Below are 25,546 nucleotides of genomic sequence, written 5' to 3' on the forward strand. Positions count from 1 at the left end.
GTTTCTTGTGGTCAAAACGTTTTGGCTGAAGGCTAATCGATTGTAGATTGTAGATGTGAGATTCTTGATTGAGGGAGCAATCTTGGGGCTTTGAGTTTTTAGATATTCTAGGGAGGGAGCAAGGATTTTGCGGTGTTCAAATTGCTAGTTAATAACTGATAAATCCTGTTTTGCCGATCGAGATTTTTGCGGTTTTATGTTAGCCGTGCCAGGATGGTTAATTAATTCCTCCCCATGCCCGACTCTTAACTGCTACATCCTTTAAGTCTCAAGATCTAAAAGTGCCAGAAGTTCAGTCAATCTTTCAGGATCGGTGAGATACAAATATCCGACCAAGGTTTCTAAGCTGCTGGCTTGTTGGTATATCTCTGGATCTGCTCGCTTAGAACGGCCCGCTGCAGCATTGCGGCCGCGCTTGACAATTGCTAATTCTGTACTGTTCAAGTAAGGAGAGAGCGATCGCAAATGACGCGCTTGAGTTTCGGCTCGTACTTGCCCCACCACTAATTCGTGATAAGCTTGCAATCTTTTGGGTGGCACTAAGTACGAACTCCGAACGTAGAGTTCGTACACTGCATCTCCCAAATATGCCCAGGCTGCGGGCGAAATTCTTTCTATTTCTGCTGGTGTAGCCCTCGCAGGATGCACTCGATTTAAACTGATATCCGTCAGACTCAGTTTGAGTCCGTCATCTGCGATCGGCGACATACTTTTTTAAATAAAACTTCGGCACAGCTTGGTTTTTCTAGTCACTTACTTATTTGGTCTTTCGTCACTTCCGCAATTATAGCTTTTACATGACTGTTTGCTCTCAGAGCACGAAGCGAGATATACAGACAAAGCTTTTCGCGACGATCGCACTCCTAAAAAAGGCTTTTTACCAAATTGGGAGGCTCTAATTTTTATACCATTTTTCCGCGTGTTTGCCACACATATTTTACTGCCCATCCATCGAAACTCTAAACATCGGGGAAATAGCGGCTGGCGAGTGTCGCAGCTTCTGGGAAAATCGGTATTGTTTTACCAACACAAAAATAAAAATTTGCTATCCAGCGTTGAGAACCGGATAGCTAATTTAATTCACTTTGGCGTCAAGCATCCTTGACGTTTTTTACCGCCTCATCAACCGAAGGCTGCAAAGACAAAAATTTCTCTAAGCGAACCAGTTTAACAGTCTGAGTTACGCGGGGATTTGAGACAATTTGCAATGTCCCTTCCAAGGTTTGGGCTTTTTTGACAAGTTGCACAAGTGCGCCCAAGCCTGAACTATCCACAAAGTCTATCTGAGACAAGTCCAAAATTACGTGTTTTGGGCCCTCGTCAATACATTTGCTTATTACCTTCCGAAAAGTTGCCTCAGAAAAAGCGTCCAGCAGGCCAGTCAGGCGAAATAACTGATAGTTATTCTTGACTTCGCGAGTGCCTCTGAGGCTAACGGTCAGGGTCAATGACTCAGGAATGACACCCTCCTAGCTAGATATGGCTTAAAGTCGAGGCTTCATTATAGGAGTTTTTTGGTCTTTTGTCTACAGTTTTTTTTGCAGTGGTTTTTAGTTTTTTTGAGGCAGCAGCCATTAACGGTTGACTGCTGACTGCGGACTATTTACTGCTGGCTATTTTCTGATTGTCTCGCATTGACTGCACGAATCGATCGAATAAATAATCGGCGTCGTGCGGGCCCGGACTGGCTTCTGGGTGGTACTGCACGGAGAACAGCGGCAGAGTTTTGTGCTTCAATCCGGCTACGGTGCGATCGTTCAAATTGAGATGAGTAATTTCTACTTCGGGGGCTAGGGAATCGGGGTCGATCGCAAAACCGTGATTTTGGCTAGTAATTTCTACTTGCTGAGTTAAACCCGCTGGATGATTCAATCCCCGATGGCCGAACTTAAGTTTAAAAGTTTCTGCACCCAAGGAAAGTCCCAAAATTTGGTGTCCCATGCAGATGCCGAATACGGGTTTGTCCGACTTTAACAAAGCTTTCGCAGTAGCGATCCCTTCCGTTACCGCCGCCGGATCTCCGGGGCCGTTGGACAGAAAAATGCCGTCCGGGTTGTATTTGAGGATTTCCTCCGGCGACGTGTCAGCGGGGACAACGATTACCCGACAGCCGTAACTCGCCAGACGCCGCAGGATGTTGCGCTTGATCCCAAAGTCTAGCGCTACCACCGTCCACATTTTGCCCTTAGCAGGTTTGACTGTAGGACTGAACTCCCAAACCGAGTCCGTGGCTTCAGACCACTCGTAAACCTCGCGAGTCGTGACTTCCTGGACTAGATTCAGCCCGTCCATGCTGGGGGCATCTTGAACTTGCTCCAAAAGTTCCGCCTGGTCGAGAATCGTGGTCGAAATGCCGCCGTTGATCGCTCCCACCGTGCGAATTTTGCGAGTGAGGGCGCGGGTGTCGATCCCGTAAATGCCGGGGATATCGTACTGTTTCAGGTAGTCTTGCAGAGATTGCGAGCAGCGCCAGTTGCTGGGGCGGCTGCATACGTTGCGGGCGATCGCACCCCGAATTTGTGGGCGCGAGGATTCTTCGTCTTCGAGATTTACCCCGGTATTGCCCAATTCTGGATAAGTAAAAGTTACAATTTGACCGCAATAGCTGGGATCGGTCAATACTTCTTGGTAGCCCGTCATTCCCGTATTAAATACTACCTCGCCAACGACGGTGGCGTCAGCGCCAAACGACCAGCCGCGGTAAGCAGTACCGTCAGCCAGGACTAGGAGAGCGGGTTGTGCAGTTGAAAGTGACATGGCATCCTTAATTACTTTCGTTTGGTTTCATTCTTACCACTGCCAGGGATTTGATGCTAGTCGGCAATATACAGATATTATTTGAATTTGTGCAAGGGTTCGGGAAAAAAAGGCACTTATGCCCGAGGCAGAAGCAACAGATAATCAAAAACCTGCAATAAGTGCAAATTTTCCATCTCCCCCCGCGCCAGCAATTTATCTGCCAGCAGCTTATGAGGATCGAAAGTCTAAATCTATACCAAAAGGCAGTTGTCGCTGTTACGATCGAGCTACAGCGTTTAATCAAACTATGCCCAGCAAATCTCCCTTGCCTTTACTCTCAAACTCAAAAAAGCCTCTTCTGAGCCCTAACAGCCTGCACCAACCTTTACTGGTTTTAGCAGGGGTTATTTCTCTGAGCAGTTCAATTTTAGTAGGGACTGTTGCCAACTCCTCGCGAGCAGTGGCTCAAGAAAGTGAGGGATGCTTCATGAGGAGCTCGTCAGGCCGAACCATCAACCTCAGCCAATCAGTCTGCGGTTTTCTCCCCAAAGAATTGACTCCCACCACTTCGGCGGCGGCAAAGTCGGGAGTATTTCAGGCAAAAATCAAACGCCGAGAGGCTAATATACCCGTCATAGAAGTCACGTTTAACGGCAAACAAAAGTTCGAGATGATGGTAGATTCTGGAGCTAGTGGCACAGTAATTACACCAGCAATGGCTAAAGCATTGGGCGTTGTTCTTCAGGGAACAGTGCAAGCACAAACTCCCAACGGAGTTGCTACTTTTCCCCTCGGTCGCTTGACTTCTATTGAAGCAGGTGGTCTGGCAGTTAACAATGTAGTTGTGGCAGTCTCGCCATCCCTAGATATCGGACTGTTGGGTCACGACTTTTTTGGTAATAAAGATGTGACTATTAAGCAAGATGTAATTGAATTTCGATCGCGCTCTTAAAAAAAACGAAGAATGAAGAGGGAAGAAGTAAAGAAAAATTGAAAATTAAATAATTTTTCTTGTTGGTTAGTTAAAACAAAAAATTCTTTCTTCCTTCTTCCTTCTTCCTTCTTCCTTCTTCCTTCTTCCTTCTTCCGTTACAAAATCCGTTGCCGAACTTCCTTCATCCGTTACATCCGTTACAAAATCCGTTGCCGAACTTCCTTCATTTCAAAAACTCAATCAACTGCTGCAACTTCAACCAAGATTCGCCGCTCAATAAAATGTCCTTAGACATAGAAACTCCTGCGGCGTGGGAACCCATAGGAATTGCACCTCCCACCTGAAAAGCCAAAGAGGCATTCAAAGCTACAACATCCATTTGTGCGGGCGTACCTTTGCCTTGCAAAACGTTCCGCAAAATCTCGGCGTTTTCCTCAACATTTCCGCCTTTTAATGAGCCGATCGCACTTGGTGTCAATCCTACCTTTTCCGGGTCTAAAGTAGTGAGTTCCACTTTGCCATCCGACAAAAAGGCCAAATCAGTCACATCACCCAAACCCGCCTCGTCCAATTTTTCTCTGCCGTGAACGACTACAGCTAATTCAGTTCCCAACTCGCCCAAAGCTTGGGCAATAGTTGATACCAGACTAGGATCGAACACCCCAATTACCTGCCCTGTAGGGCGCATCGGATTGACAAGGGGCCCTAAAAGGTTAAAAACAGTCCGCACCTTCAACGTGCGCCGGAGCGACGCTACAGCCTTAAGTGCGGGATGCCAGCCAGGCGCAAATAAAAAGGTGATGCCTACTTCGTCTACCGCAAATCTTACCTTCGCGGCATCGGCGTTGAGGTTGACTCCGAGTGCTTCCAACACGTCTGCAGAACCCACTTTGCTTGATGCGGAGCGATTTCCGTGTTTCGCGACTCGAACTTTGCCGGCGGCGGCCACAAAAGCTACAGCAGTGGAAATGTTAAACGTAGAAGCGCCGTCGCCCCCGGTGCCGCAAGTATCAATTAATTTGAGATTGGAGAGTGAGGATTTGGGATCGAAAACGCTCTCCGACTCGCCTGCAAGCGACTGAGAATGCAATACCTGAGCCATTCCTGCCAATTCTTGTGCAGAGATGCCTTTGGCTTGGATGGCCGCTAAAATTGCTCCTGAGAGGACGGGGGGAATAGCTTCTGCTAGCCATCCCTGCATCAAGTCGGCTGCTTGGGCGCGTGAGAGAGATTGTCTGTCTAATAGTTGTTGCAGGAGGACTGGCCACACAGGAGAATCCGCCGCCTGGGTTGAAGCTGGGGATAACTCTGGCGTTGCTAGGAGAGGAGAATCTGTCATTTATTAGTTCTAGTCAAATTTAGCCCGATCGAGCTTTGCGGCAAAACCGAGAATCGATCGGGATTTTACCAGACTGGCTGACCACATTTTGCGCGATCGGACCCAGATTTTTGCCCAAATGCCAGCACCGCTACAGAATTTTTCCCCCCACAGCAGCAGAATATGAATTTTTTGATACAACAATTACCCTATTGTTGTGCCAACTTTACATAGAAACTCCATATCGTACAACTGCCAGCAGTCTGCTGTATTATCTATCAGCAATAATACTTAAGAGTAACTCAGAGCAGCCAAAGACCGATAAAAGTTTCCGACAGGAGTTGTGGAGAGCAAAAATTTTAGACATTAGGAGAACCCCAGATTCATCTGTGGAGTCAATTCTTTAATCTAAAATCTAAGATCTAAAATCGATTGACAGCAAGGACAGCGAGCGTTTAGCTCTTGTATGCGGGTTAGTTGCCTCGGAGAAGAGTCGATCGTACTCTCACCCAAATCCTCTCAAAATAGGCTGTTGCGGTTGTAGAAGTCGGTGCCTTTAATTGTAACAACATCCTTGCTAGTAACTTATTTCAGGGTATTCAACTGCTAATATATTCAGAGAGATTTCCAGGAGCGGGTTTTGCTCGAACACCTGCACCGCAAGCCGATCGATATGCCAATGCGAGCGTGACAACCACTCAAGCCTCAACTAAATACCGGAGCAGCTAAACTTTCTGCAGCAACTACTAACAACTAACACCCTAGTAGGATAGATGAATAAACACACTCGTCTCCGGCTGCGACACACCATCTTTTAGCCTAACTAATGGCTCAAATTTAACAGGCGGTAGGCCAAAATATTCAACTCACACACAAGAGCAGGGTATTGACAAGTGGGAAATCAAAAATTAGGAAATAAAGCGATAGAATGCCTGAATGTCGCGGAGGCACTGCACCAAATGGAAGCAAAATATTATAGTATGTTTGAAAATGCTGTGTCGGGTATTTTTCAAACAACCCAGTCCGGTCGCTACATCAGCGCTAATCCAGCTTTAGCTCGCATCTACGGATACAATTCCGCTGCAGAACTGATGACCTGTCTGACTGATATTAGCGATCAGCTTTACGTCAATCCCGATCGCCGCGATCAGTTTGTTTCTGCTTTGCAAGAACAGGGCATCGTATCCGATTTTGAGTCACAGATTTATCGGCGGGATGGAACAATAATTTGGATTGCTGAGAATGCGCGGGCTGTCTGCGATGAAGCAGGGAAATTGCTCTACTACGAAGGTTTTGTAGAAGATATCACCCAGCGGAAGCAAGCAGAATCTGCACTTCGAGAAAGCGAAGAACGCCTGCGCTTAATAATTGAAGGCGTCAAGGATTATGCTATCTTTATGTTAGATCCTGATGGGTATGTAGCGAGCTGGAATTCTGGTGCAGAACGCATTTTGGGATACAAAGCTTATGAGATAGCAGGCAATAATTCGGAGTGTTTTTTCACTAAAGAAGATCTTGAAATCGGCAAGCATAAAGAAAAATTAATCCGGGCGGTGGCAGAAGGTCGATACGAAAATGAAGGCTGGCGGCTTCGCAAAGACGGATCGCGATTTTGGGCGAATATTATTGTTACTCCTTTGCGCGATGAAAGGGGAAAGTTGCAAGGCTTTTCTCAAGTAATGCAAGATATTACTGAACAAAAGCGGGCGGCTGAAGAAAAGATGCAGTTGATTGCTTCTTTGCAGGCATCGGAAAAAAAGTTTCGCACTTTGTACGAATCGACGACTGATGCGGTAATGCTATTAGACGAAGAGGGTTTTTTGGATTGCAATCCGGCGACTTTAAAGTTATTTGGATGCAGCACTGAGTCGGAGTTTTGCGGCAAGCATCCTTCGGAGTTCAGCCCGCCGTTGCAACCGGACGGACAAGATTCTATGAGTCTTTCTCAAGAGCGAATTAATACGGCTCTGCGATCGGGAAATTGCCGTTTTGACTGGAGGCACTGCCGTTTGGATGGTTCTGAGTTTCCTGCGGAAGTGCTGCTAACTTCTATGGATATCGGCGGCAAAATAGGGCTGCAAGGCGTGGTGCGCGATATCACTTATCGGGTGCAGGCTGAGGAGGCACTGAAGCAGGCTAATGAGGTATTGGAATGCCGGGTTAAAGAGCGGACAAGTCAGTTGGAAGAGGCTATTAAAAAGTTGAGATTGTCGGAAGAAAAGTTTTCTAAGGCTTTTCGATCGAGTCCAGATCCGATGATTATTACTACTTTTGCCGAGGGTCGTTTTATTGAAGTTAATGATAGTTTTTTGTCGATGACTGGTTACGCCTTAGAAGAAACGACCTCCAATACAGTACCGGGGTTAAATATTTGGGTAAGGTCTCAAGACCGACTTGATTTTAGGCAAAGTTTGCACGAACAAGGTGTTGTTCGCAATCAGGAATGCGAGTTTCGGATGAAGTCGGGATCGGTGGTGGTGTGTTTGCTGTCAGCAGAGTTGATTAATTTGGACGGCGAACTCTGTATGCTGGCGGTGATGACGGATATTACCGATCGCAAACACGCCGAAGAAGCCCTACGGGAAAGCCAGCGGGCCTTGGCGACGCTGATGAGCAATTTGCCGGGAATGGCCTACCGTTTTCGCAACGATGCCGATCGCAGTATGGAGTTTGTCAGCGAAGGTTGCTATCAGTTATCCGGCTATTCTCCTGAAGAATTTATCGGCACTCGGGAAGTTTCTCTCTCGGAATTGACTCACCCGGACGATCGCGATAATTTGTGGAATGCCGTGCAAGTTGCCTTACAAGAAAATCGACCCTATCAGCTAAATTACCGAATTACTTCTAAAAATGGCGAATTAAAATGGGTTTGGGAGCAAGGTTTGGGAGTGTTTTCCGACTCGGGAGAATTGATAGCTTTGGAAGGGTTAATTACTGATATTTCCGAGCAAAAACGCAGTGAAGAAGCTTTGCTGCGATCGCAAACAGAGTTAACCCAACAAAAACTTCAACTCGAAAATACTTTGCACGAATTGCAGCAAACTCAAGCTCAATTGATTCACACTGAGAAAATGTCTACTCTCGGTCAAATGGTAGCCGGTGTTGCTCACGAAATTAACAATCCTGTTAGCAGCGTCTGCGGCAATCTCGTCCACGTCGGCCACTACACGGAAGATTTGCTGAATTTGATCGATATGTACCAGAAGCACTGCCCGCAGCCGCCGGTAGCAATTCAAGAGAAAATTAAGGATATCGAATTAGAGTTTCTGCTAGAAGATTTGCCGAAAGCGATGTCTTCGATGCAGGTTGGGGCCGATCGCATTCGGGAAATCGTGCGATCGCTCAGAAATTTCTCTCGCAAAGATGATTCTCAAATGAGCAAAGTTAACCTGCACGAAGGGATTGAAGGAACGTTGCTGATCCTGCAAAGCCGTTTGAAAGCCAGAGGAAACTATCCCGAAATTGCGGTAATTAAGGACTATGGAAATTTGCCTTTGGTTGAGTGTTATGCCGGGAAAGTCAATCAGGTATTTATGAATTTAATCGGAAATGCGATCGACGCGATCGAGGAATACAACGAAGGGCGTTCAGTTGCCGAAGTCAAAGCTAACCGCAGCAAGATTAAAATTAGGACAGAAGTCCAAAACTCCCATGCTGTAATTAGGATTTCTGACAACGGCCCCGGTATGCCAGAAGAAGTTTCCCAGCAGTTATTCGAGGCTTTTTTTACCACCAAACCCGCCGACAAAGGCACCGGTTTAGGCCTGTCAATTTCCTACAAAGTTGTCCAAGAACACGGTGGCAAACTGAGCTGCGTGTCTGCACTCGGGCACGGAGCCGAGTTTATCATAGAATTGCCGATCGAACAAACTAGCGATCGTTGACCGACTGAACCGGGAATTAGATGATACTGAGCGAGACGCGACAGCAGGACTGAACAAATGGTTCTTCCGTACTTAGTATGCTAAAGTATTAGGAAAATGCCAAAACAATAAGCCGCAAGCCTGAAAGTTATGAAAACTCCTAAATCCAAAGCCAGAGCGTTTTAAGAGCTTTAATTTATTATTTATTCCTTCGACAACGCCGTTGGTGGTTCTTTGTTCATGCTTACCCAGCTACCTCTGCCGAGCCTTCGCTCGATGGTTTTCACGGTTTTTTTGTAGTAAGGTTCTGCCTTCTTTAACCAATCGATTAATTCTATAATCCCTTGCCCTTTGTTGTATTTTTTCTACTACAACTCCCGGTAGATTAATAATTTTGGTTATTAATTTGTTCACAATCATCTAACGGATGAGGGGGGATGAATTGACTGCGGTAGTGCAACAATGTGTCAGTCCTGCCCGGAGTGCGGGACTGACACATTGTTGCACAAAGAGAGGATTCAGATTGGCTAATATTTTAGCACACTAAGTACGGAAGAACCTGGCTCTGGTGCAAGATGTGAGCAGACACAAAAAAACAAGGTATGTCAACGAATGTTTTGAGCCTAAAATCTTCTTCCCTTCAGCCTTCTGCCCTCTGCCTTGCCTCAACAGTAAATATTAATGCCGACCTACTTAATTATCTCTGTGCAAATTGTCGATCGAACACTGACTTGAGCTTGCTGCGTAATAACCGTTGAATATGTAGATGCTTGCCTGGTTTCACCCGAGTCATGGTTCGGATAACCAGATTGTCAACATCAAAATTTTCCAGTCCTTCAATTCGCGTGGGTTCCAATACTTCTGGACATTCACTCTGAAGCAGCAGTCCGGCCTCATTAATTAATGCATACACTGCATCCAGATCCAAACCTGGTAGAGCTGGAACATCTACCTTGGCATAGCTGTATTGCTTGGAGTAATTAACGATTGAGCCGATTTCTCCGTTGCGGATAATCTGTAACTGTCCGTCTGGGTGACGAACATGAGTAGTACGGAGTTCGATGGCTTCAACTTCTCCCTCCAAAATCCGGTCTTCTCCCTTCCCTGCCTCGATGTAGTCGCCTACAAGATAGTAGTTTTCAAACAAAATAAAGAAGCCGCAGACAATATCGTTGATTAAGTTTTGTGCCCCAAACCCCACAGCTAAACCGATTATACCTGCTCCAGCCAGAATGGGAGCTGGATTGATGCCGACTAAATTGAGAACAAGAATTCCTCCGACAAAATAAGTCAGATATTTTAAGATACTTTTGAACAGGGGAATGATAGTAAGACGCCGCTGCCGCTGCAAATCGGTAAGATGATCGGTTTTGAGGACTAAATCTTCTAAGATAATATTAGTAAATTCAATAAAGACTCCGCACAGGAAATAGAGTCCAATTATCTGGATGATTTGACCTGAATAATTCGTAATCCAAGCGATGGAGTCGATGTCTTGAATAATTAAAGTTGCGATCGCAACATACAAAATGTATTCCAGCGCCTTCTTCAGTCCTGGCACTAAGTGTCGAAAGCGTTCATAGTGACGCAATACATTTTCGCTGCTGGAGTAACGCAGACTCAGAGCATCCAGCGTGTCGATCAGCACAGACAGCACTTTGATGAGCAACTGCCCTAGAGAAACTGCCAGATAAGCTTTGAGTCCGACTCGGACATACTTGGTGACGACAGCCGGTGCGTGCAGAAAATCGCTGCAAAAAATCAACGCCTGCAGCCAAGTTCCATTTGATACAACCTTTTTGAGCGAGTTGAAAAATACCTCAACGCTTTCGTCGTTGGCGGTGATCTGATCCGAGCCTTGAGCCAGCACGCTGCCCCGATCCAGCACCTTTAGTAGATAAGGTAAACTGAGCTTGACCAGCAATAGTAGGCTAATGCACTTCAAGAAGGCGATCGCTAGTTGGTTCCAAATTTTGCGGGGAATGCTGCTCAGCAAACCCAGGTAAAAGGACAACAGACTTTTCCCCTGAAAAATCAGCGCCCCATTCACTCCTGCCACCAGCAAACACAGAGCGACGCAGGTCACGAGTAATATGACCGTGATATTTTGTCGCAGGTTCGTGACTTTTGGAGAGTGATTCCGAAACCGGGTTGACTCTAGCGCTTTCAAGCTAAAACCAGCCAGCCAGTTCAAAAACACGAACCCAGCCACAAGCCCAGCAATGCCGAAAAGGGTAATGGCTATATCTACCACCATGGGTAGTTTATGACTTCCAAACATTTGACTTTTTCCTGCTCTAAACTATCTAGACTGGTAGGGAAGTACCCGACTCTGACAATTCCCTCACATGATTGGGTGAGATAAAAATTATAGAATGAAGGCATCGCACAACACAAAACTTCACAATGTGGCGAGGTTAAGTTGCAAGATTTTAATAGTTAGTGAAGGGTTAAAGCTGACGGGGTAATACAGGGAGCTACAAAGCAGACAGAATCAGGGACATAGCTCGTTGACCCCGTTGGTGCTAAAGCTTAGGCTACGATCGAGTGCTTTTTGATAGTTGTGGGTGCCGAATGTAGGTTAAAAGAGCGAGCGGGACGATCGCACTCGTTAGATCGCTGATTAACCGAACGCGATCTAACGAGTAATTCTGATTTCTGATAACTATTTTTGACAAGGACTAAAAGATTGTCGGTGAAAGGCAGATACACCGCAGCGTTCCAAAGCCAATTTATGTTTGGCTGTTCCATATCCTTTGTTATTTGTCAAGTCATATTCAGGATACTGAACAGCCATCCGCAGGATTAATTCATCGCGCCAAACCTTCGCCACAATACTAGCAGCAGCAATCTGAATCGATCGCGCATCACCCTTAATCATTGTCTCTTGCTCGATCGCCAAATTGGGAATCCTTTGATTCCCATCAACCAAACACAAATCCGGCGTCACCTTCAACTTTAAAATCGCCCGTTTCATCGCCAACAAAGAAGCCTGCAAAATATTGAGGCGATCGATCTCCCGCACCGAAGCCGCACCAATTTGACAGTCAACAGCCACAGCCCGGATTTTCACAGCTAACCGACTCCGGGCTGCGGCACTCAACTGCTTGCTGTCGCGCACCCCGCAACTTGCTAATTCATCGAGAACTTCGTCGGGCAAAATGCAGGCGGCAGCCACCACCGGCCCGAACAAAGCCCCTCGTCCGACTTCATCCACACCTGCAATTACTAGAGTGTTCGAGGGAGAGGGGGAAAGGGGAAGATGGAAAGATGGGAAGAGAGTAAAAATTTCTACTTCTTCCTTCTTCCCTCTTGCCTCTGACTTCTTCCTTCTTCCCTCTGACTTCATATATCACTCATCCACAACGGCTGACGAGCGGCGGCGGCGGCGGCGGTTGATAGCAGGCTCCTCGGGTTCGCTGGGTTCGCTGGGTTGGGTGGGTTCGATCGGCTCATTGAGTTCGATCGGCTCATTGGATTCGATCGGCTCATTGAGTGCGATCGCCTCATGGGATGCCGTCGGTTCATAAGATTCGCCCATCACATCGCTGGGTTCCTCAATCCGATCAAAATCATCAGTTTCGTCGATCAAACTCTCGCCATAAATTTGGGTTTCATCATCATCATCATCCTCCTCAGAAAAAACAGGCTCAACTACCGACCTTTCTGGATAATAATCCCGTTCCTCAACATTCTGTGCAGGCGTCGTCGCTTCAAATTCAAATTCGAGCTGCTCGAAAGGCGGCTTGTTCGGGGCCGCTCCCGGGAGAGTCACCGAAACGATCGCATTCTTAGGATTTTTCACGCTGCGATCGGTAAGCACCAAAGGAGAAACCCCCATCAGAGCATAAACATCCTGTTCCTCCGCCGTCATTTCCACCGAAATCACCTCTGGAGGCTCCACCATCGGCTTCATCAACTCAGACTTAGCCGGACGCACGCGATCGAAATCCTCGCGCCTGCCAACAGTCGCCATATTCACCAGCCCGAAGCCCTCCGAAGCCGCCCGGATGCCGGGGGGTGCCAGATACTCAGATCGCGTATCCGCGACGGGCGCGCTCGAAGTATTCGGCAGCCGCAACTTGCTACGTACAGGTTCCTCCTCCGCCGGGAGAGCAAAAGGCTCTTCGCCAATCCGGCGGCGGCGGCGGCGTCTAGTTCCGTTCCCCAAATCCTGATAGCTGGGATGGTTGAGCAAGTCCAAAGGCGAGGCGTTGCTGCCGGTCTCAAAATCCACACTTTCGCTCTGAGGTTCCCAAGCAGCCCGAGCAGGTTCGGGGGGGCGTTCTTCCCGCACTGGTGCAGGAGTTGCAGCCGCCACAGGCGTCAAGCTGCGGCGTTCCAATCCTTCGGGCAAATTCAACAAAACGCGGTTCGACGTAGCAACGGTGCGATCGCCCGATTCCCGCACCGCTGCGGCGAAGTCTTCTTCTCCGGGGAGTTGCACCAGATGACCCAACCCGCTGCAAGTCGGACAACTGTGACCAAACAACTCGTAAATATTTTGACCTTGGCGCTTGCGAGTCAGTTCTACCAGCCCCAATTCCGACAGTTGAGCGATTTGCGGTCGAGCTTTGTCAGCTTTGAGAGCTTTATTGAAATGTTCCAGCACCTGCAACTGATCGCGGCGGGATTCCATGTCAATAAAGTCAACAATAATCACCCCGGCAATATTGCGTAACCGCAGTTGTCTAGCAATTTCCGTGGCTGCTTCGCAATTTGTCCAGAGTACCGTTTCCCTAGCCGTGGCCGATCGAGTAAACGAGCCAGAGTTGACATCTATCACCGTCAGCGCCTCAGTCGGCTCGATAATCACATAACCGCCCGAAGGCAAATCAACCCTTGGTCTGAGGGCTTCTCGAATCGCAGCGTTAACCCGGAAAAATTCTAAAATCGAGGCGCGCTCTCGGTGGTGGTCGATCAAAACTCCCGCAGGAAGTTTACCGCCGTTCCAGCTCATCAACTGCTGCTTCACCCGCTTAATTCCATTTTGCGAGTCCACCACAATCCGATTCACGTCACCGCTGAACATATCTCGCAGCACCCGCTGGATAAAATCGTCATCCCGGTTGAGCAGTGCCGGCGCCCGCGAAGTACCGCCTTCGAGTTGAACGGCTTCCCACTGTTTTTGGAGGACTTCCAAATCTTCCATGATCGCTTCTTCGGTCATCCCTTCAGCTTCAGTGCGTACCAGCAGCCCCATCCCGGCCGGTTTCACCAAAATAGCCAGGGCTCTGAGGCGGTTGCGCTCGGCTTCGGACTTGATCCGCCGCGAGAGATTGACTCCCCTGCCGTAGGGCATCAGTACCAAATAGCGGCCCGGCAGGGTAATGTTGCCTGTCAGCCGGGGGCCTTTGCTGCCCGTCGGTTCTTTCATTACCTGTACCACCACTTTCTGCTGGGGGGTCAGGAGTTCTGTAATTGCTCCTGCCGAGCGTTTAAGGCGCAGCGGGCCGAGGTCTGTGACGTGCATAAACCCGTTACGTTCTGGATCGCCAATATTGACGAACGCCGCATCTATCCCAGGCAGTACATTTTCAACAATTCCCAAGTAAATGTCACTGACTTGGTGGCTGCCTGTGGCTACCACAAGTTCTTGGATTTGATCTTCTGAAAAGACGGCAGCAATGCGATGCTGCTCTGCTATAACTATCTGCTTTGTCATTCAATTTCCTCAAAAAACTGGCAGCAAGTTAGAGACACTTACGCACTCATAGTGCCTCTGAACTTAGACTGTAATTAGTAGTAGCTTGAAGAGTTATTAGCTGTGAGTTGGTGCAGGGTGGAAGGAAAGTTAACTGTTGACCGTTCACTGTTAACTGTTCAGTGTTCACTGTTCAGTGTTAACTGTTACAGATAAAGTAGTTAAACCCGCCCGTACAGAGTTATGAGTTATGCTCAGCAGATAAATCTGAGAGATAGAAATAAGGAGGTTTTTATCGAGTTAGCCAGATTGAGATTTGAGTTGAGAATTGCGAAATCAATACTCAAAATTCAACACTTACAACTCTTCCTTTGAACTCAGCGAATAAATTCATTGACACCGTACCAATTTCTTAACACACAACTTAACACTCCGAACTGATAACTCCGCTTGCGTGGTGGTTGAGGGCTGGTTTTGAGCGAAAGTAGGTAGGAGTGAAAGCGCTTAGACTTTTGTTGAATTCTTGCGCGATCGCACTCAACATACCCCAGCTTGGCATTCGACTGCAACCTCCGCCCCTGCCAACCCTAAAACCTCGTCAGTCGATTTTAGATTTTAGATTTTAGATTTTAGATTTACTCCACAGATGAATCTGGGAGATTGAACTAGAGTCTAAAATCTAAAATTTTGGTTTTCCACGAATTAAGTCGGGGGCTTATCTCCGTTTTTTGACGGTTCAGTCAATTTTAAATTTTAAATTTTAGATTTTAGATTTACTCCACAGATGAATCTGGGAGATTGAACTAGAGTCTAAAATCTAAAATTTTTGGTTCTCCACGAATTAAGTCGGGGGCTTAGCTTATTTCCGTTTTTTGACGGGTCAGTCGATTTTAGATTTTAAATTTTAGATTTTAGATTTTAGATTTACTCCACAGATGAACCTGGGAGATTGAACTAAAGTGTCACATCTAAAATTTTTGGTTCTCCACGACTTAAGTCGGGGGCTTATCTCCGTTTTTTGACCCGTCAAAAACATCTATTGTTGAATACCCGCTCTGCGGTTTGAACCGTGAGATTTGTGAATAAGCCGACCACCGACAACCAGTCGATCGATCGAAATTAATCGCTAAATTTGGTTCAGACCCCGCTCCTGCAGGTTTGGCGCTAGATTTAGCCCGTGAATGTACAACAAAAAGGCTTGAAGTCTTGAACAGAAGCAATTTGCACCCAGCCCGCGTTGCTGGTTGACGAGGGCGGCGAGCGACTAAAGCGCTCGAGCCGCCGCGGCTTCCATAACAAGCGATTATAGCGTGAAACGACACATCCCGATCGAGAGCCGAAGGTGAAATATTCCACCACAGCTCCCCTATTTTAACCATAACCCAGGATTAGCTGACTACGCTCAACCTGCAGAAGCTGAATTTCCTGCTGGCTGACTTGTTCGAGCATGAAAACAATATGTTCTGGCTTGAGCACGTTGCCGTCGCTGCGACAACTGCCGGTATAGCGCAAGACGGCTCTACCTTCGGATGTAGCACTCCTAGCAGAGGTGCTGCTGTCTGGTTTGTGCCGTACAAGTTCTAGTTTGTGCAGCCTTTGGCGCAAATTGATATCCTGCGTCTTTCCCGACTTAGTAGTATGCACCCGCCAAAAAGCCTCGGTTTCGGCGATCGTCTTGACCCAAGCTTCCCAGTTGGCATCAGGAGCCACGGGGACAGGAGCAGAATTTTCCCCGTCTAATTCACCATTTTCTGTCAAGGAGCCGCCTACAGCCACAGTAATCACGTACTCCGCTGCTTCTAACAACTGGTTAGCAGAAGGAGCCTTGAGATCGATCGACTCAACCTTGTAAATCGGAATATTTTCCGGCAGCTTAGCCACCAACTTTTCCCGAAAACTCTCAATATCGATCGACTCAGTGAGCTCAAAGTCGGCAATTTCCCCAGTGCTGGTAACACCCAGAGGCAGAGCATTTGCCAGAGAAATCCGAGGGCTCGGGTGAAACCCGCCGGTAAACGAAATCGGCAAATCAGCTCTGCGGACTACTCGATCAAACAATCGGATCAAATCCAAATGACCAACCAAAGCCATATCGCCCACCTTCCCGAACCAAACCCGCAAACGCTGTTTCCGCTCCGTATTCGGCACGAACTCCCCAGCAAACTCAGGAATTGGGAGCGCATCCACAACCACATTGTGTCCGAAATCGGTGCCACACACCCCGCAGCGCGAACACCCTTCAAAGGAACAGTCGGGAACCGTCGCTGCTTCTAAAGCCTTTTGCAAGTCAATTTTCAGCCAGTTTTTGTCGATCCCCGTATCTAAATGATCCCAAGGCAGGGCCCGATCGAGAGAGAGGGGGAGAGAGGGGGAGGGGGAGGGGGAGAGGGAGAGGGGGAGATCCGAAGAATTGGGAAAATCTTCCTTGATTTCTCTTCCTTCTTCCGACTTCCTTCTTCCGACGAACCTCGGACTGACATCCGTTACATCTTGTACAGTGCTCGTTGCCGAACTTCCTTCTTCCTTCTCAAAAAGATTCCACTCGCCGCTTTCGACTTGGCGGTATTTCCAGGTAAGACCGGATTCATCGATCGCCTGAGTCCAAGCTTTATAAGCCTGATCTAAGCTTTCCCACCACGCATCCATACCCGCGCCAAGTTCCCAAGCGCGGCGGACTACAGCAGCCAAACGTCGATCGCCCCGTCCGACAAAATCCTCCATTGCCGAAATTCGCACATCAGTGTAGTTCACCTTGACGCCCCGCATCCCTCGAAATTCTCCCTTCAGGAGTTTTTGCTTGCGGGAAAACTCAGCAGTAGAAACCGAGTGCCACTGAAAAGGAGTGTGAGGCTTAGGCGTAAAATTAGAAATTGTCAAGTTAAAATTCAGTCCCCGGCGGCCATCCACCCTGCATTCCCGGTGCAGCCAGCGGACTGTTTCGGCGATGCCCAGAACATCAAAATCTGTTTCTCCGGGCAAACCGATCATAAAATACAGCTTGATTTTATCCCAGCCGCGATCGACCGCAGTTTTGACACCCCGGAGCAATTCTTCGTTTGTCAAACCTTTGTTAACGATGTCGCGCATCCGCTGAGTACCCGCTTCCGGGGCAAAAGTCAAACCGCCTTGTCGCGTACCGCCGAGAATGTCGGCAATATTATCGTCAAATCTGTCTACCCGCTGACTGGGTAAAGACAGAGAAATATTTTTATCTTTCAGGCGATTTTTGATTTCCATCCCGACTGCCGGGAGTGCCAGATAGTCGGAACAACTCAGGGAAAGCAGGGAAAACTCGCTGTGACCGGTGGCTTGCATCCCCTGTTCGATCGCCTCTACGACTTGCTGCGGTTCGACATCGCGCGCGGGACGAGTCAGCATTCCCGGCTGACAGAAGCGACAGCCGCGGGTGCATCCCCGGCGGATTTCTACTGTCAGCCTGTCGTGTACTGTCTGGACGTAGGGAACCAGCCCGATCGAATAAGCTGGTATCGGAGTTGCCACGCGGCGCAGAATTCGTTCTGGAACTTGCGGGCGGTTGGGATGAACAGAACCGTCGGCCGCCATATCGTAGAATTGCGGGACGTAGACGCCTGGAATTTGCGCTAAATCCAGCAGCAATGCTTCTCGGCTCAAATTATTGGTTTTGCCTTCTGCCAAAATCAAGCCAATTTCTGGCAGCAACTCTTCTCCATCTCCCAAAGCGATGAAGTCAAAAAAGTCCGCGTAGGGTTCGGGGTTAGAAGTTGCCGTTTGCCCGCCAGCAAAAATCAGCGGAATTTGAGCAGCGTTTTGGGGATTTGTCGCTCTTTCTTGCCAAGTTAGGGGAATGCCGGCTAAATCCAGCATTTCCAGAATGTTTGTGGCTCCGAGTTCGTAGCTGAGGCTGAAGCCCAGAATATCAAATTCTGTGAGCGATCGCCTCGATTCTACGGCAAACAGCGGAGTTTTGGTCGATCGCAATTTTGCTGCCAAGTCTGGTGCGGGCAAATAAGCTCGATCGCACAACTGTCTCGGCCCTGCGTTCAAAATGTTGTAAAGGATGATGTGTCCCAGATTGGAAGCACCAACTTCATAAACTTCTGGGTAAGTGAGAACCCAGCGCACCAACGCCTCGTCCCAAGGCTTGTGCGTAGATCCCAATTCGTTTCCCAGATAACGAGCAGGCTGATTAATGTCTGCTGTAAGTAATTCTTCGACTTTTACTGCCACGGCTCGACTCGCTAAATATTTGCGACTCTTAAGCAGCCTACCTTAAAATCTGCCAACACGCCAACGACAGTAGCCTGTCTTTTCCGGCATTTAACCGAATTTGCTGTGTTTTGTTGCTTGTTTTCGCCTAGGAGTCACCTCTACCAGTGCTGGTTTACGCAGGAGTTTTCGGCTTCAAAGCTATCGACATTTTCAAATATTTCAAACACTCGATCGAGTTGGCTGAGTTCCAGAATCATCTTAATCCCGGGAGATACTGAGCAAAGACTAAACCTGCGCCCCATTTTTTTCGACTGTTTGAGGCCCGAAACCAATGCCATCAAACCGGCACTGTCAATAAATTTTACTGCGCCCAAATCTACGAGTACCGCTACCACCCCAGGGGCTGCAATTGCTGTCATTAGTTGCCGTCCGAATTCTCCGCAGGTGGCTGCATTCAGGTGGTCTAGGGGTCGAATCACCGTAATTGGTTTATGGGCAAGAAGTGTCTGCATATGTCAAACCTATGGTTGCTACGTATTTTCAACTACTGTGCTGGACAGGTGTAAGCCTAAACCTACTTGATTACTCTGAGGCTAACTTGCTCTGAGGGAAATCGACCAGTTTTTTCAGTAGTTTTACTGAATCTTTATTTATTGCCTCTTTTTTATGAAATTTTGCGTAAGATTTGGGCAGGAAACGTAAGCTACTATACTATTTTTTATTAATGCCAGCAGCTTGAGTCTTGGTAACTCTAAAAATTACGATCGACTTTGCCCTAGCTGTTAGATAAAACTGAACAATGTAATTTAAATCACTTATTAGTTCTGATCTAGATCACCTGTTTGCTCGACACTTCAGATGAAAATTAAACTGTACGGAGTTCTCCGACTTACTATGCAAGCAACTCATGCTATTCGTCAACTTGTAGAAAAAGCCCTCTACATTAAGCAGTTGACGCCTGACATTGAAAACGAAATCAACTACGAGCTCACCCGTTTGGGGTACATCTCGGATATTGATTATGAGGCTTTAGAGTTATTAATGGATGAAATGGATGCCGGCCGGGTGCAATTGGTATCTAACCGTCGATAGTGGAAAGTTGGCGGCGAGTCCATATCCCAAAACCTAAAAAACCTTGCACGGCGGGCAGTATAGGAGTTTTAGAAGCATTTACGCCGGCCGAATATTTTTCTAATGAAGCATCTCGTTGCTGAACTTGAGATTTGAGGAAATAGTGTTAGGGGCGATCGTCACTGCACCTCTGCTCAAAAGCTAAAAACTTTGACTTAGATTAAATTTATAACTTTTGGGGTATGACAAATTAGGTTAATTGTAAGTGTCACTAAGAGTCATGCTTCATGAAGCAGCTAATTGCTGAACTTGATATTTTAGGAGAGACTGTTAAACGCGATCGTCCTTGCACCTTCTACAATTTGAGATATGAGATTTGAGATATGAGATTTGAGATTTGAGAAGTTGGACTACAGATGACGATCGGGGTTTGGAACTTGTCTACAGTTGCATTCCTTTTAGAAACTGCTATCAGTATCAAAAACTACACACGATGACCTAAATTAAATTTATAACTTTTGGGTCTTGACAAATTAGCTCTAAGTCTAATTCATACCGAAAATTTTTTTGGCAGGATTAGGACTCAGGCAAACTGTCACAAATAAAGCTTAAATTTTAAGTGTGTAGTTGCGCTTGTGCCCTCTTAGCTTAGGAAATAGCGTACAAGCGCAACTACATATTTTTGTTTAATCTACCAGTTGGCATTAGGCCTAAGAATTATTATCCGATCGCTCCAATGCAAGAACATTGGTTTGTAGTCACGACCTCCGTCCTCAAAGTTTGCAAACCCACTCAATCTAAAATCTAACCTCTAAAATCTTCGATCGCGCCGCCAAACTTGCCACCACCGCGACCAACTCAGCAGGCTCGATCGGCTTGGGCACGTAAATTTGAAAACCTTGCTGCAGTGCCCGTATCCGTTCCTCTACCCTACCAACCGCCGTGAAGGCCAACGCCGGAATTTCCCTGTCCACCATCCGCGATCGCACTTGTTGCAGCAGAGCCTCTCCGTCAAGGGCCTGTATCCCGATATCGATCGCCAACACATCCGGATTCAGCCTTTCAATCGCCTCCAACGCAGCCTTTCCAGAGCTAGCAGTCTCCACCTGGGCCCCGCAATCTTCGAGCACGGTAGAGGCAAAATCCAGGGAATCCGCGTCGATATCGACCACCAATACCCGCACTCCTGAAAGATTGCTGTTGACGAAAGACTCCTTTACAGGGGCTCGCGCCTTGCTTAGAGGAATCGCCAACTCCCCGAGTCCGGCAACAGAAAATCCGCCGTCGCCAGGAAGGTGTTGAATTGGCAATCTCACTAAAAACCTCGACCCTTTTCCCTTCCCGGCCGATTCGGCTTGCACCGTCCCCCCGTGCATTTCCACAAAATGCCGCACTAGGGCCAAACCCAAACCCAATCCGTTGTACGATCGCCTTGTAGAGCTGTCCGCTTGGCTGAACCGCTCGAAAACGTGCGGCAAAAACTCTTCTGAAATCCCTTGTCCCGTGTCGCTAACCTCAATTTCCACAGTAGCGGGCGACAATTTTTTACAGCAAGCGGATTCCTCATGGGCCAAAGTCCCCTGCATCTTTCGCACGGCCACCTTCACCTGTCCGCCATCGGGAGTAAACTTAATCGCATTCGACAGCAAATTCCAGGCTACCTGCTGCAACCGGCCCGAATCGGCAAAAATCCGCCCGGTAGTTGGGTCGAAATCCGTCACAATTTCAATATTTTTGGCGGCAATCGCGGGCGCCAGAGTATCGATCGCAGCCTCAACAGTCGAAATTACATCCACCCACCGCAAATTCAGCGACAGTTTGCCAGTAATAATCTGCGACACGTCCAACAAATCCTCGATCAGAGTTGCCAGCGATCGTGTATTGCGGTCGATCGTTTCCAGAGCCCGAACAGTCGTTTTTTCGTCAAACTTGCGGTTTCGCAACAGTTGTGCCCATCCCAGCATCGCATTCAGCGGCGTCCGCAATTCGTGGGACAAAGTTCCTAGAAACTCGTCTTTAATCCGGTTCGCGCGCGCCAATTCCTGGGCTCGATCGTGCAGTTCTCTTTCCAACTGCTTGCCAACCGTCAAGTCGAGAATAAAAGCCACAGATTCTTGCCGCTTTTGGGCCAGCAAAACATATCCGATCAACACCGGAATCCGGCTGCCGTCTCTCCTCCAGAATTCCTTTTCGTAGGGAGTGCAAGCCCCCGTTGCTTGTGCCTCTGCCATCCCCTTCTTGTCGAGAGACTGGTACTCCGGCGGTGTGATGTCAATCGAGTTTAATTCGCCGCGCTGCAACTGTTCCCGCGTGTAACCAATTATCCGCAAAAATTCATCGTTGGCCTCGATGATGCCACCGTTAACATCCCCGAAAATAATTCCTATCAAGTTAGCTTCGGCTAACATTCTCAGCTTTTCTTCGCTAGCTTGGAGTGCAGCTTCTGTTTGCTTGCGATCTGTAACATCTTGGATGTAACCCGACAAACCCGAATCGGAAGGATAAAAACGCATCTTCAACCACTTCTTCCATAACGGTACGAATTCTTCATACTCGATTGTTACCTTTTCTGCTAATGCTTTGGTAGCCATTTTGTAAAACTGTAAATCAACAGCACCGGGAAATATATCCCAAATTTTTTGACCAATCAGTTCTGCTTTTGGTCGGCCTAACAGCTCAATAGCTTGGTGGTTCACATAGGTATAGTTCCAATTTAAATCAACAGCGATAAAAGCATCGGTAATGCTTTCGAGAATGTTTGTAACTTTATCGTTTGCCAATTGCAGCGCTTTAGCAGTTTCTTCTGCTTGCAACCTCGCTGCTTGTTCGCGGGACAAAGCCGCAGCGCGTTCTTGTTCGGCCAGTTTTCGATCGCTAATATCGATGTAAGAACCGATGTAACCTGCAAAAGTGCGATCGGGCCTGTACCGAGGTACGCCTGTACCCAAAACCCAGCGGTATTCCCCGTCATAACGCCTCAAACGGCATTCTATCCGGTACTCGCTGCCAGCGTCGAAGGCTTTTTGGTAAATATCCAGACATTCTGGCAAGTCATCTGGGTGCAAGTTTTCCATCCAACCCGTGCCCATTTCTTGTTCCAAAGTTCTACCGGTAAACTCCAGCCAAACTTTGTTAAAGTAATCGCCAAGTTGGTCAGTGCCGGACATCCAAATCATCACCGGCGCGGTATCTGCCATAATCCGAAATCGAGCCTCGCTTTCCTGCTGCTGTGCTTCGGCTTGCTTGCGATCGTTCCGTTCTTGAACTTCCCGCAGGGCCCGCTCAATCGACGGCACCAGCCTTATCAAACGGCGTTTGAGAACATAATCAGTAGCGCCGCTTTTCAAAGTTTCGATCGCCACTTCCTCGCCTAAAGTAGCCGAAACAAAAATAAACGGCACTCCCGGACAAGTAGTGTGGGCGATTTCCAGCGCAGCTATCCCGTTAAAACAAGGCAGCATATAATCTGCCAAAATAATGTCAAAACGTTGTTTTTCCAGCGCCGTAGCAAAGTCTTCTCGAGTTTCCACACACACCAGAGAAAATTGGAGCCCGCCATCCATTAGATATGCCTCAATCAGTTCGGCATCTAGGGGACTGTCTTCTACTAAGAGGATACTGAGCGTTTTCACAAAAATTCCTTTTACTTAAATATTAATTAGCGGACACAAAATTTGATCGGGCTGCGGCTGGTTCAGTGAAGCCCAAAAAAGTCTTGCGTTTTTAATGACATAAAAAAATGTAAAAATCAATTGGTTTAATGAGTTGAGCATTCATATCTCAATCCTAGCTTCTAATCAATTCTATTGCTGCTTGCAGCGAGGTAAATCCCCGCTCTGACTTTAGCCGCTAGTACGCTTGTTTTTCATTAACTTTCGTCGGCTTCCAAGAAATCGCCATCGCTGGAGTCTTGCTTCTATGCAGCAGTTTAGCTCTACCCTGTTAAACAAATAGTTTCGCGCTTCTGGCTATAAAAAACTAGCTATGTAGTAATTTATCTCGCTTGCTACTAACTACTGCTACCTCGTTTGGCAGATTATTTTTTTGTAGTGATGCCCAAGTTAATTCTATATTGCTTTGCCGCTCCTCTCAAGCTCGAATTCGGTTGAATTCTGCCCTTATTTCCTGAATATCGATCGATCCTGTCAAAAAAGTCAAAGTTGCTGGTCTGTCTGCTTTACTTTTTGCCGGATTTGCCAACCATGCAACTGTTGCATGGTTGGCAACTGTTGCTTTGTTTATCTCTGTCGCCATCAAAAATCCCCTTGTACTCAAAAATAGTCGTACTGCATCTATCCAAAGATAGATTTTGTCAGAGACGCTGCACTCAACCTGCCGAAATTCCACTGAATTCGGTACAAGGAAGTGCCACCCAGCCGAAAATCTGAGAAAGCTCGATCGACCAATTAAATTCCTATACAAATCCCAGAAAATTTTGTCTGGACTCCCTACACTTCCACTCCCTGGCTGCCTCTGACCGATCGGCTTATTGATTCAACCGACCCAAAGTGTCTTAAAATATACAATACGGTGAGCTGCTGCACAGCCCGCATATATTAAAACCAAGCGCCAACTTGCAATAATTCTTTAAAATAGAGGTACAGCACCGGCGATCCCTAACTCTTCCCCCTCAGAAAGGGTAGGGTTTAGCAAAATTGAAGACGATCGTCTATGGTGACTTCCAGTAAAGCCCGTGCAGTTGCTTTAGTCTCAGCTTTATTCAGGTTATTGGCAACCAGTTACGAGGAGATTTGACCCGCCGTGCTCCAACGCATCAAACAAGACTTAAAAAACGACCTGATCGCAGGACTATTGGTAGTGATACCCTTAGCTACCACCATCTGGCTGACAATTACCGTCGCCAGTTGGGTGATCAATTTTCTCACCAAAATTCCCAAGCAGATCAACCCTTTTGACGGACTCCACCCAATTTTGGTGAATCTGCTAAATCTTTTAGTAGGTCTGGCTGTACCCCTGCTGAGCATCTTAGTCATCGGTTTAATGGCCCGCAACATTTTCGGCAAGTGGCTGCTAGACTTTGGCGAACGGCTGTTGCAAGCAATTCCCCTAGCCGGTTCGGTTTACAAAACCCTCAAACAACTGCTGGGAACCCTCCTCAACTCAAACGACAAATTTCGCCGCGTGGTGTTAGTGGAATATCCCCGGCGGGGAATCTGGACTTTAGCATTTGTGACCGGTACGATCGAGAGTAACGATATCCCGCCTCACCTTTCCGGTGAAACCCCGATCGGTATTTTCATCCCCACCACTCCCAACCCCACCACCGGATGGTACGCTATAGTTCCCGAGGCAGATTTAGTCAATTTGTCAATGTCGATCGAAGATGCCTTTAAAGTCATCATCTCTGGCGGCATCGTCAACCCCAACAACTCAATTGCAGTAACCCCTGAAAAAATCAAGGGCAAAACACTCGAACCCTTGGTATCCGAATCAAGATACCAGCCTGTCCCAGTTGAAGAAGAGTGAACCAAGACATTAATCTGTAGGTCAGCTTTAGAGAGCATATTAATGAGAGTAAAAAGCGTTTTTTAGGAGAGCAAACGGGACGCCCGCTACATATATACATATAGTGGGCGTCCCGTTTGCTCTCCTGTAAAAGCAAAACTCAGATGCTCCCCATTGTTAGCGGGTTTGAAACTCTAAACTTTACTTTCCCAATAACAGATAATATTTGTCCAAAACCTACCCAGAAACAATAGTGGCTCAGGGCGGGTTTTTTGCGAGTTTTTCTGCTAAAGTCCAAGTCTATGCTCTCAACCAGCGCC

Annotated in this window: 18 protein-coding genes; 5 read left to right on the forward strand and 13 right to left on the reverse strand. The window is 47.5% G+C overall.

The features are described 5' to 3' along the window. Positions 1–261: 261 nt before the first annotated feature. Complete coding sequence (locus tag QUA45_RS00545) at positions 262–708, reverse strand: Mini-ribonuclease 3 (RefSeq protein ID WP_190662113.1); 447 nt, start codon at positions 706–708, stop codon at positions 262–264. Between the two features lie 97 nt (positions 709–805). Between QUA45_RS00545 and QUA45_RS00550 the strand changes: the two genes are divergently transcribed. After that, positions 806–1,105 carry a hypothetical protein gene (locus tag QUA45_RS00550; protein ID WP_333094854.1) on the forward strand — a complete coding sequence of 100 codons (300 nt, stop codon included), beginning with the start codon at positions 806–808 and terminating at the stop codon, positions 1,103–1,105. Here the strand turns inward: QUA45_RS00550 and QUA45_RS00555 are convergent. After that, positions 1,092–1,448 carry an STAS domain-containing protein gene (locus QUA45_RS00555; RefSeq protein WP_333037230.1) on the reverse strand — a complete coding sequence of 119 codons (357 nt, stop codon included), beginning with the start codon at positions 1,446–1,448 and terminating at the stop codon, positions 1,092–1,094. The two genes, QUA45_RS00550 and QUA45_RS00555, sit on opposite strands and share 14 nt — an antisense overlap. Positions 1,449–1,599: 151 nt before the next feature. Then, entirely contained in the window at positions 1,600–2,757 is a 1,158-nt protein-coding gene (gene carA / locus QUA45_RS00560; protein WP_333094853.1) for a glutamine-hydrolyzing carbamoyl-phosphate synthase small subunit, read from the reverse strand. A 118-nt stretch (positions 2,758–2,875) separates the two neighbouring features. On the opposite strand from carA, the gene QUA45_RS00565 reads away from it, so the two are divergent. Next, positions 2,876–3,691, forward strand: a complete 816-nt coding sequence (locus tag QUA45_RS00565; RefSeq protein WP_333094851.1) for a retropepsin-like aspartic protease — start codon at positions 2,876–2,878, stop codon at positions 3,689–3,691. A gap of 205 nt (positions 3,692–3,896) precedes the next feature. On the opposite strand, the gene trpD is transcribed toward QUA45_RS00565, so the two are convergent. After that, complete coding sequence (trpD, locus tag QUA45_RS00570; protein WP_333218892.1) at positions 3,897–5,012, reverse strand: anthranilate phosphoribosyltransferase; 1,116 nt, start codon at positions 5,010–5,012, stop codon at positions 3,897–3,899. 9 nt (positions 5,013–5,021) lie between these two features. Then, positions 5,022–5,195 carry a hypothetical protein gene (locus tag QUA45_RS00575; protein ID WP_333218894.1) on the reverse strand — a complete coding sequence of 58 codons (174 nt, stop codon included), beginning with the start codon at positions 5,193–5,195 and terminating at the stop codon, positions 5,022–5,024. A gap of 689 nt (positions 5,196–5,884) precedes the next feature. Here QUA45_RS00575 and QUA45_RS00580 point away from each other — a divergent pair. Beyond that, positions 5,885–8,875 (forward strand): PAS domain S-box protein, encoded by a 2,991-nt coding sequence (locus QUA45_RS00580; RefSeq protein ID WP_333218896.1) that lies wholly within the window; start codon positions 5,885–5,887, stop codon positions 8,873–8,875. A 72-nt stretch (positions 8,876–8,947) separates the two neighbouring features. Here QUA45_RS00580 and QUA45_RS00585 read toward each other — a convergent pair whose 3' ends face one another. From QUA45_RS00585 to QUA45_RS00610, 6 genes are all read right to left on the reverse strand, one after another. Then, complete coding sequence (locus QUA45_RS00585; RefSeq protein WP_445305228.1) at positions 8,948–9,106, reverse strand: transposase; 159 nt, start codon at positions 9,104–9,106, stop codon at positions 8,948–8,950. Positions 9,107–9,551: 445 nt separating this feature from the next. Beyond that, a complete protein-coding gene (locus tag QUA45_RS00590; RefSeq protein ID WP_333218898.1) occupies positions 9,552–11,135 on the reverse strand; it encodes a mechanosensitive ion channel domain-containing protein in 1,584 nt (527 codons plus the stop codon). Positions 11,136–11,519: 384 nt separating this feature from the next. Next, positions 11,520–12,203: a ribonuclease HII gene (locus QUA45_RS00595; RefSeq protein WP_333218900.1), complete on the reverse strand. Its 684-nt coding sequence runs from the start codon at positions 12,201–12,203 to the stop codon at positions 11,520–11,522. A 3-nt stretch (positions 12,204–12,206) separates the two neighbouring features. Then, positions 12,207–14,519 (reverse strand): Rne/Rng family ribonuclease, encoded by a 2,313-nt coding sequence (locus QUA45_RS00600; protein WP_333218902.1) that lies wholly within the window; start codon positions 14,517–14,519, stop codon positions 12,207–12,209. A 1,350-nt stretch (positions 14,520–15,869) separates the two neighbouring features. Next, complete coding sequence (locus tag QUA45_RS00605) at positions 15,870–18,707, reverse strand: TIGR03960 family B12-binding radical SAM protein (protein WP_333094843.1); 2,838 nt, start codon at positions 18,705–18,707, stop codon at positions 15,870–15,872. Between the two features lie 140 nt (positions 18,708–18,847). After that, on the reverse strand, positions 18,848–19,201 hold the full coding sequence (locus tag QUA45_RS00610; protein ID WP_333094841.1) for an STAS domain-containing protein: 354 nt from the start codon (positions 19,199–19,201) through the stop codon (positions 18,848–18,850). A 382-nt stretch (positions 19,202–19,583) separates the two neighbouring features. Here QUA45_RS00610 and QUA45_RS00615 point away from each other — a divergent pair, with 382 nt between their 5' ends. Further along, a complete protein-coding gene (locus QUA45_RS00615) occupies positions 19,584–19,781 on the forward strand; it encodes a hypothetical protein (protein ID WP_333067027.1) in 198 nt (65 codons plus the stop codon). Between the two features lie 776 nt (positions 19,782–20,557). On the opposite strand, the gene QUA45_RS00620 is transcribed toward QUA45_RS00615, so the two are convergent. Both QUA45_RS00620 and QUA45_RS00625 read right to left on the reverse strand, forming a co-directional pair. Next, entirely contained in the window at positions 20,558–23,392 is a 2,835-nt protein-coding gene (locus QUA45_RS00620) for a PAS domain S-box protein (protein ID WP_333218904.1), read from the reverse strand. 457 nt (positions 23,393–23,849) lie between these two features. Beyond that, on the reverse strand, positions 23,850–24,014 hold the full coding sequence (locus QUA45_RS00625) for a hypothetical protein (RefSeq protein WP_333218906.1): 165 nt from the start codon (positions 24,012–24,014) through the stop codon (positions 23,850–23,852). 507 nt (positions 24,015–24,521) lie between these two features. Here QUA45_RS00625 and QUA45_RS00630 point away from each other — a divergent pair. Then, positions 24,522–25,247: a DUF502 domain-containing protein gene (locus QUA45_RS00630; RefSeq protein WP_333094837.1), complete on the forward strand. Its 726-nt coding sequence runs from the start codon at positions 24,522–24,524 to the stop codon at positions 25,245–25,247. Positions 25,248–25,546: the final 299 nt, after the last annotated feature.

Source organism: Microcoleus sp. Pol12A5 (assembly GCF_036701435.1).
Taxonomy (GTDB): Bacteria; Cyanobacteriota; Cyanobacteriia; order Cyanobacteriales; family Microcoleaceae; genus Microcoleus.

What these genes read in the sequence shown, in the direction of transcription:
- QUA45_RS00545 (WP_190662113.1), bottom strand. Translation starts at nt 708, where the DNA reads ATGTCGCCGATCGCAGATGACGGACTCAAACTGAGTCTGACGGATATC.
- carA (WP_333094853.1), bottom strand. Translation starts at nt 2,757, where the DNA reads ATGTCACTTTCAACTGCACAACCCGCTCTCCTAGTCCTGGCTGACGGT.
- QUA45_RS00565 (WP_333094851.1), top strand. Translation starts at nt 2,876, where the DNA reads ATGCCCGAGGCAGAAGCAACAGATAATCAAAAACCTGCAATAAGTGCA.
- trpD (WP_333218892.1), bottom strand. Translation starts at nt 5,012, where the DNA reads ATGACAGATTCTCCTCTCCTAGCAACGCCAGAGTTATCCCCAGCTTCA.
- QUA45_RS00590 (WP_333218898.1), bottom strand. Translation starts at nt 11,135, where the DNA reads ATGTTTGGAAGTCATAAACTACCCATGGTGGTAGATATAGCCATTACC.
- QUA45_RS00595 (WP_333218900.1), bottom strand. Translation starts at nt 12,203, where the DNA reads ATGAAGTCAGAGGGAAGAAGGAAGAAGTCAGAGGCAAGAGGGAAGAAG.
- QUA45_RS00600 (WP_333218902.1), bottom strand. Translation starts at nt 14,519, where the DNA reads ATGACAAAGCAGATAGTTATAGCAGAGCAGCATCGCATTGCTGCCGTC.
- QUA45_RS00610 (WP_333094841.1), bottom strand. Translation starts at nt 19,201, where the DNA reads ATGCAGACACTTCTTGCCCATAAACCAATTACGGTGATTCGACCCCTA.
- QUA45_RS00615 (WP_333067027.1), top strand. Translation starts at nt 19,584, where the DNA reads ATGCAAGCAACTCATGCTATTCGTCAACTTGTAGAAAAAGCCCTCTAC.
- QUA45_RS00625 (WP_333218906.1), bottom strand. Translation starts at nt 24,014, where the DNA reads ATGGCGACAGAGATAAACAAAGCAACAGTTGCCAACCATGCAACAGTT.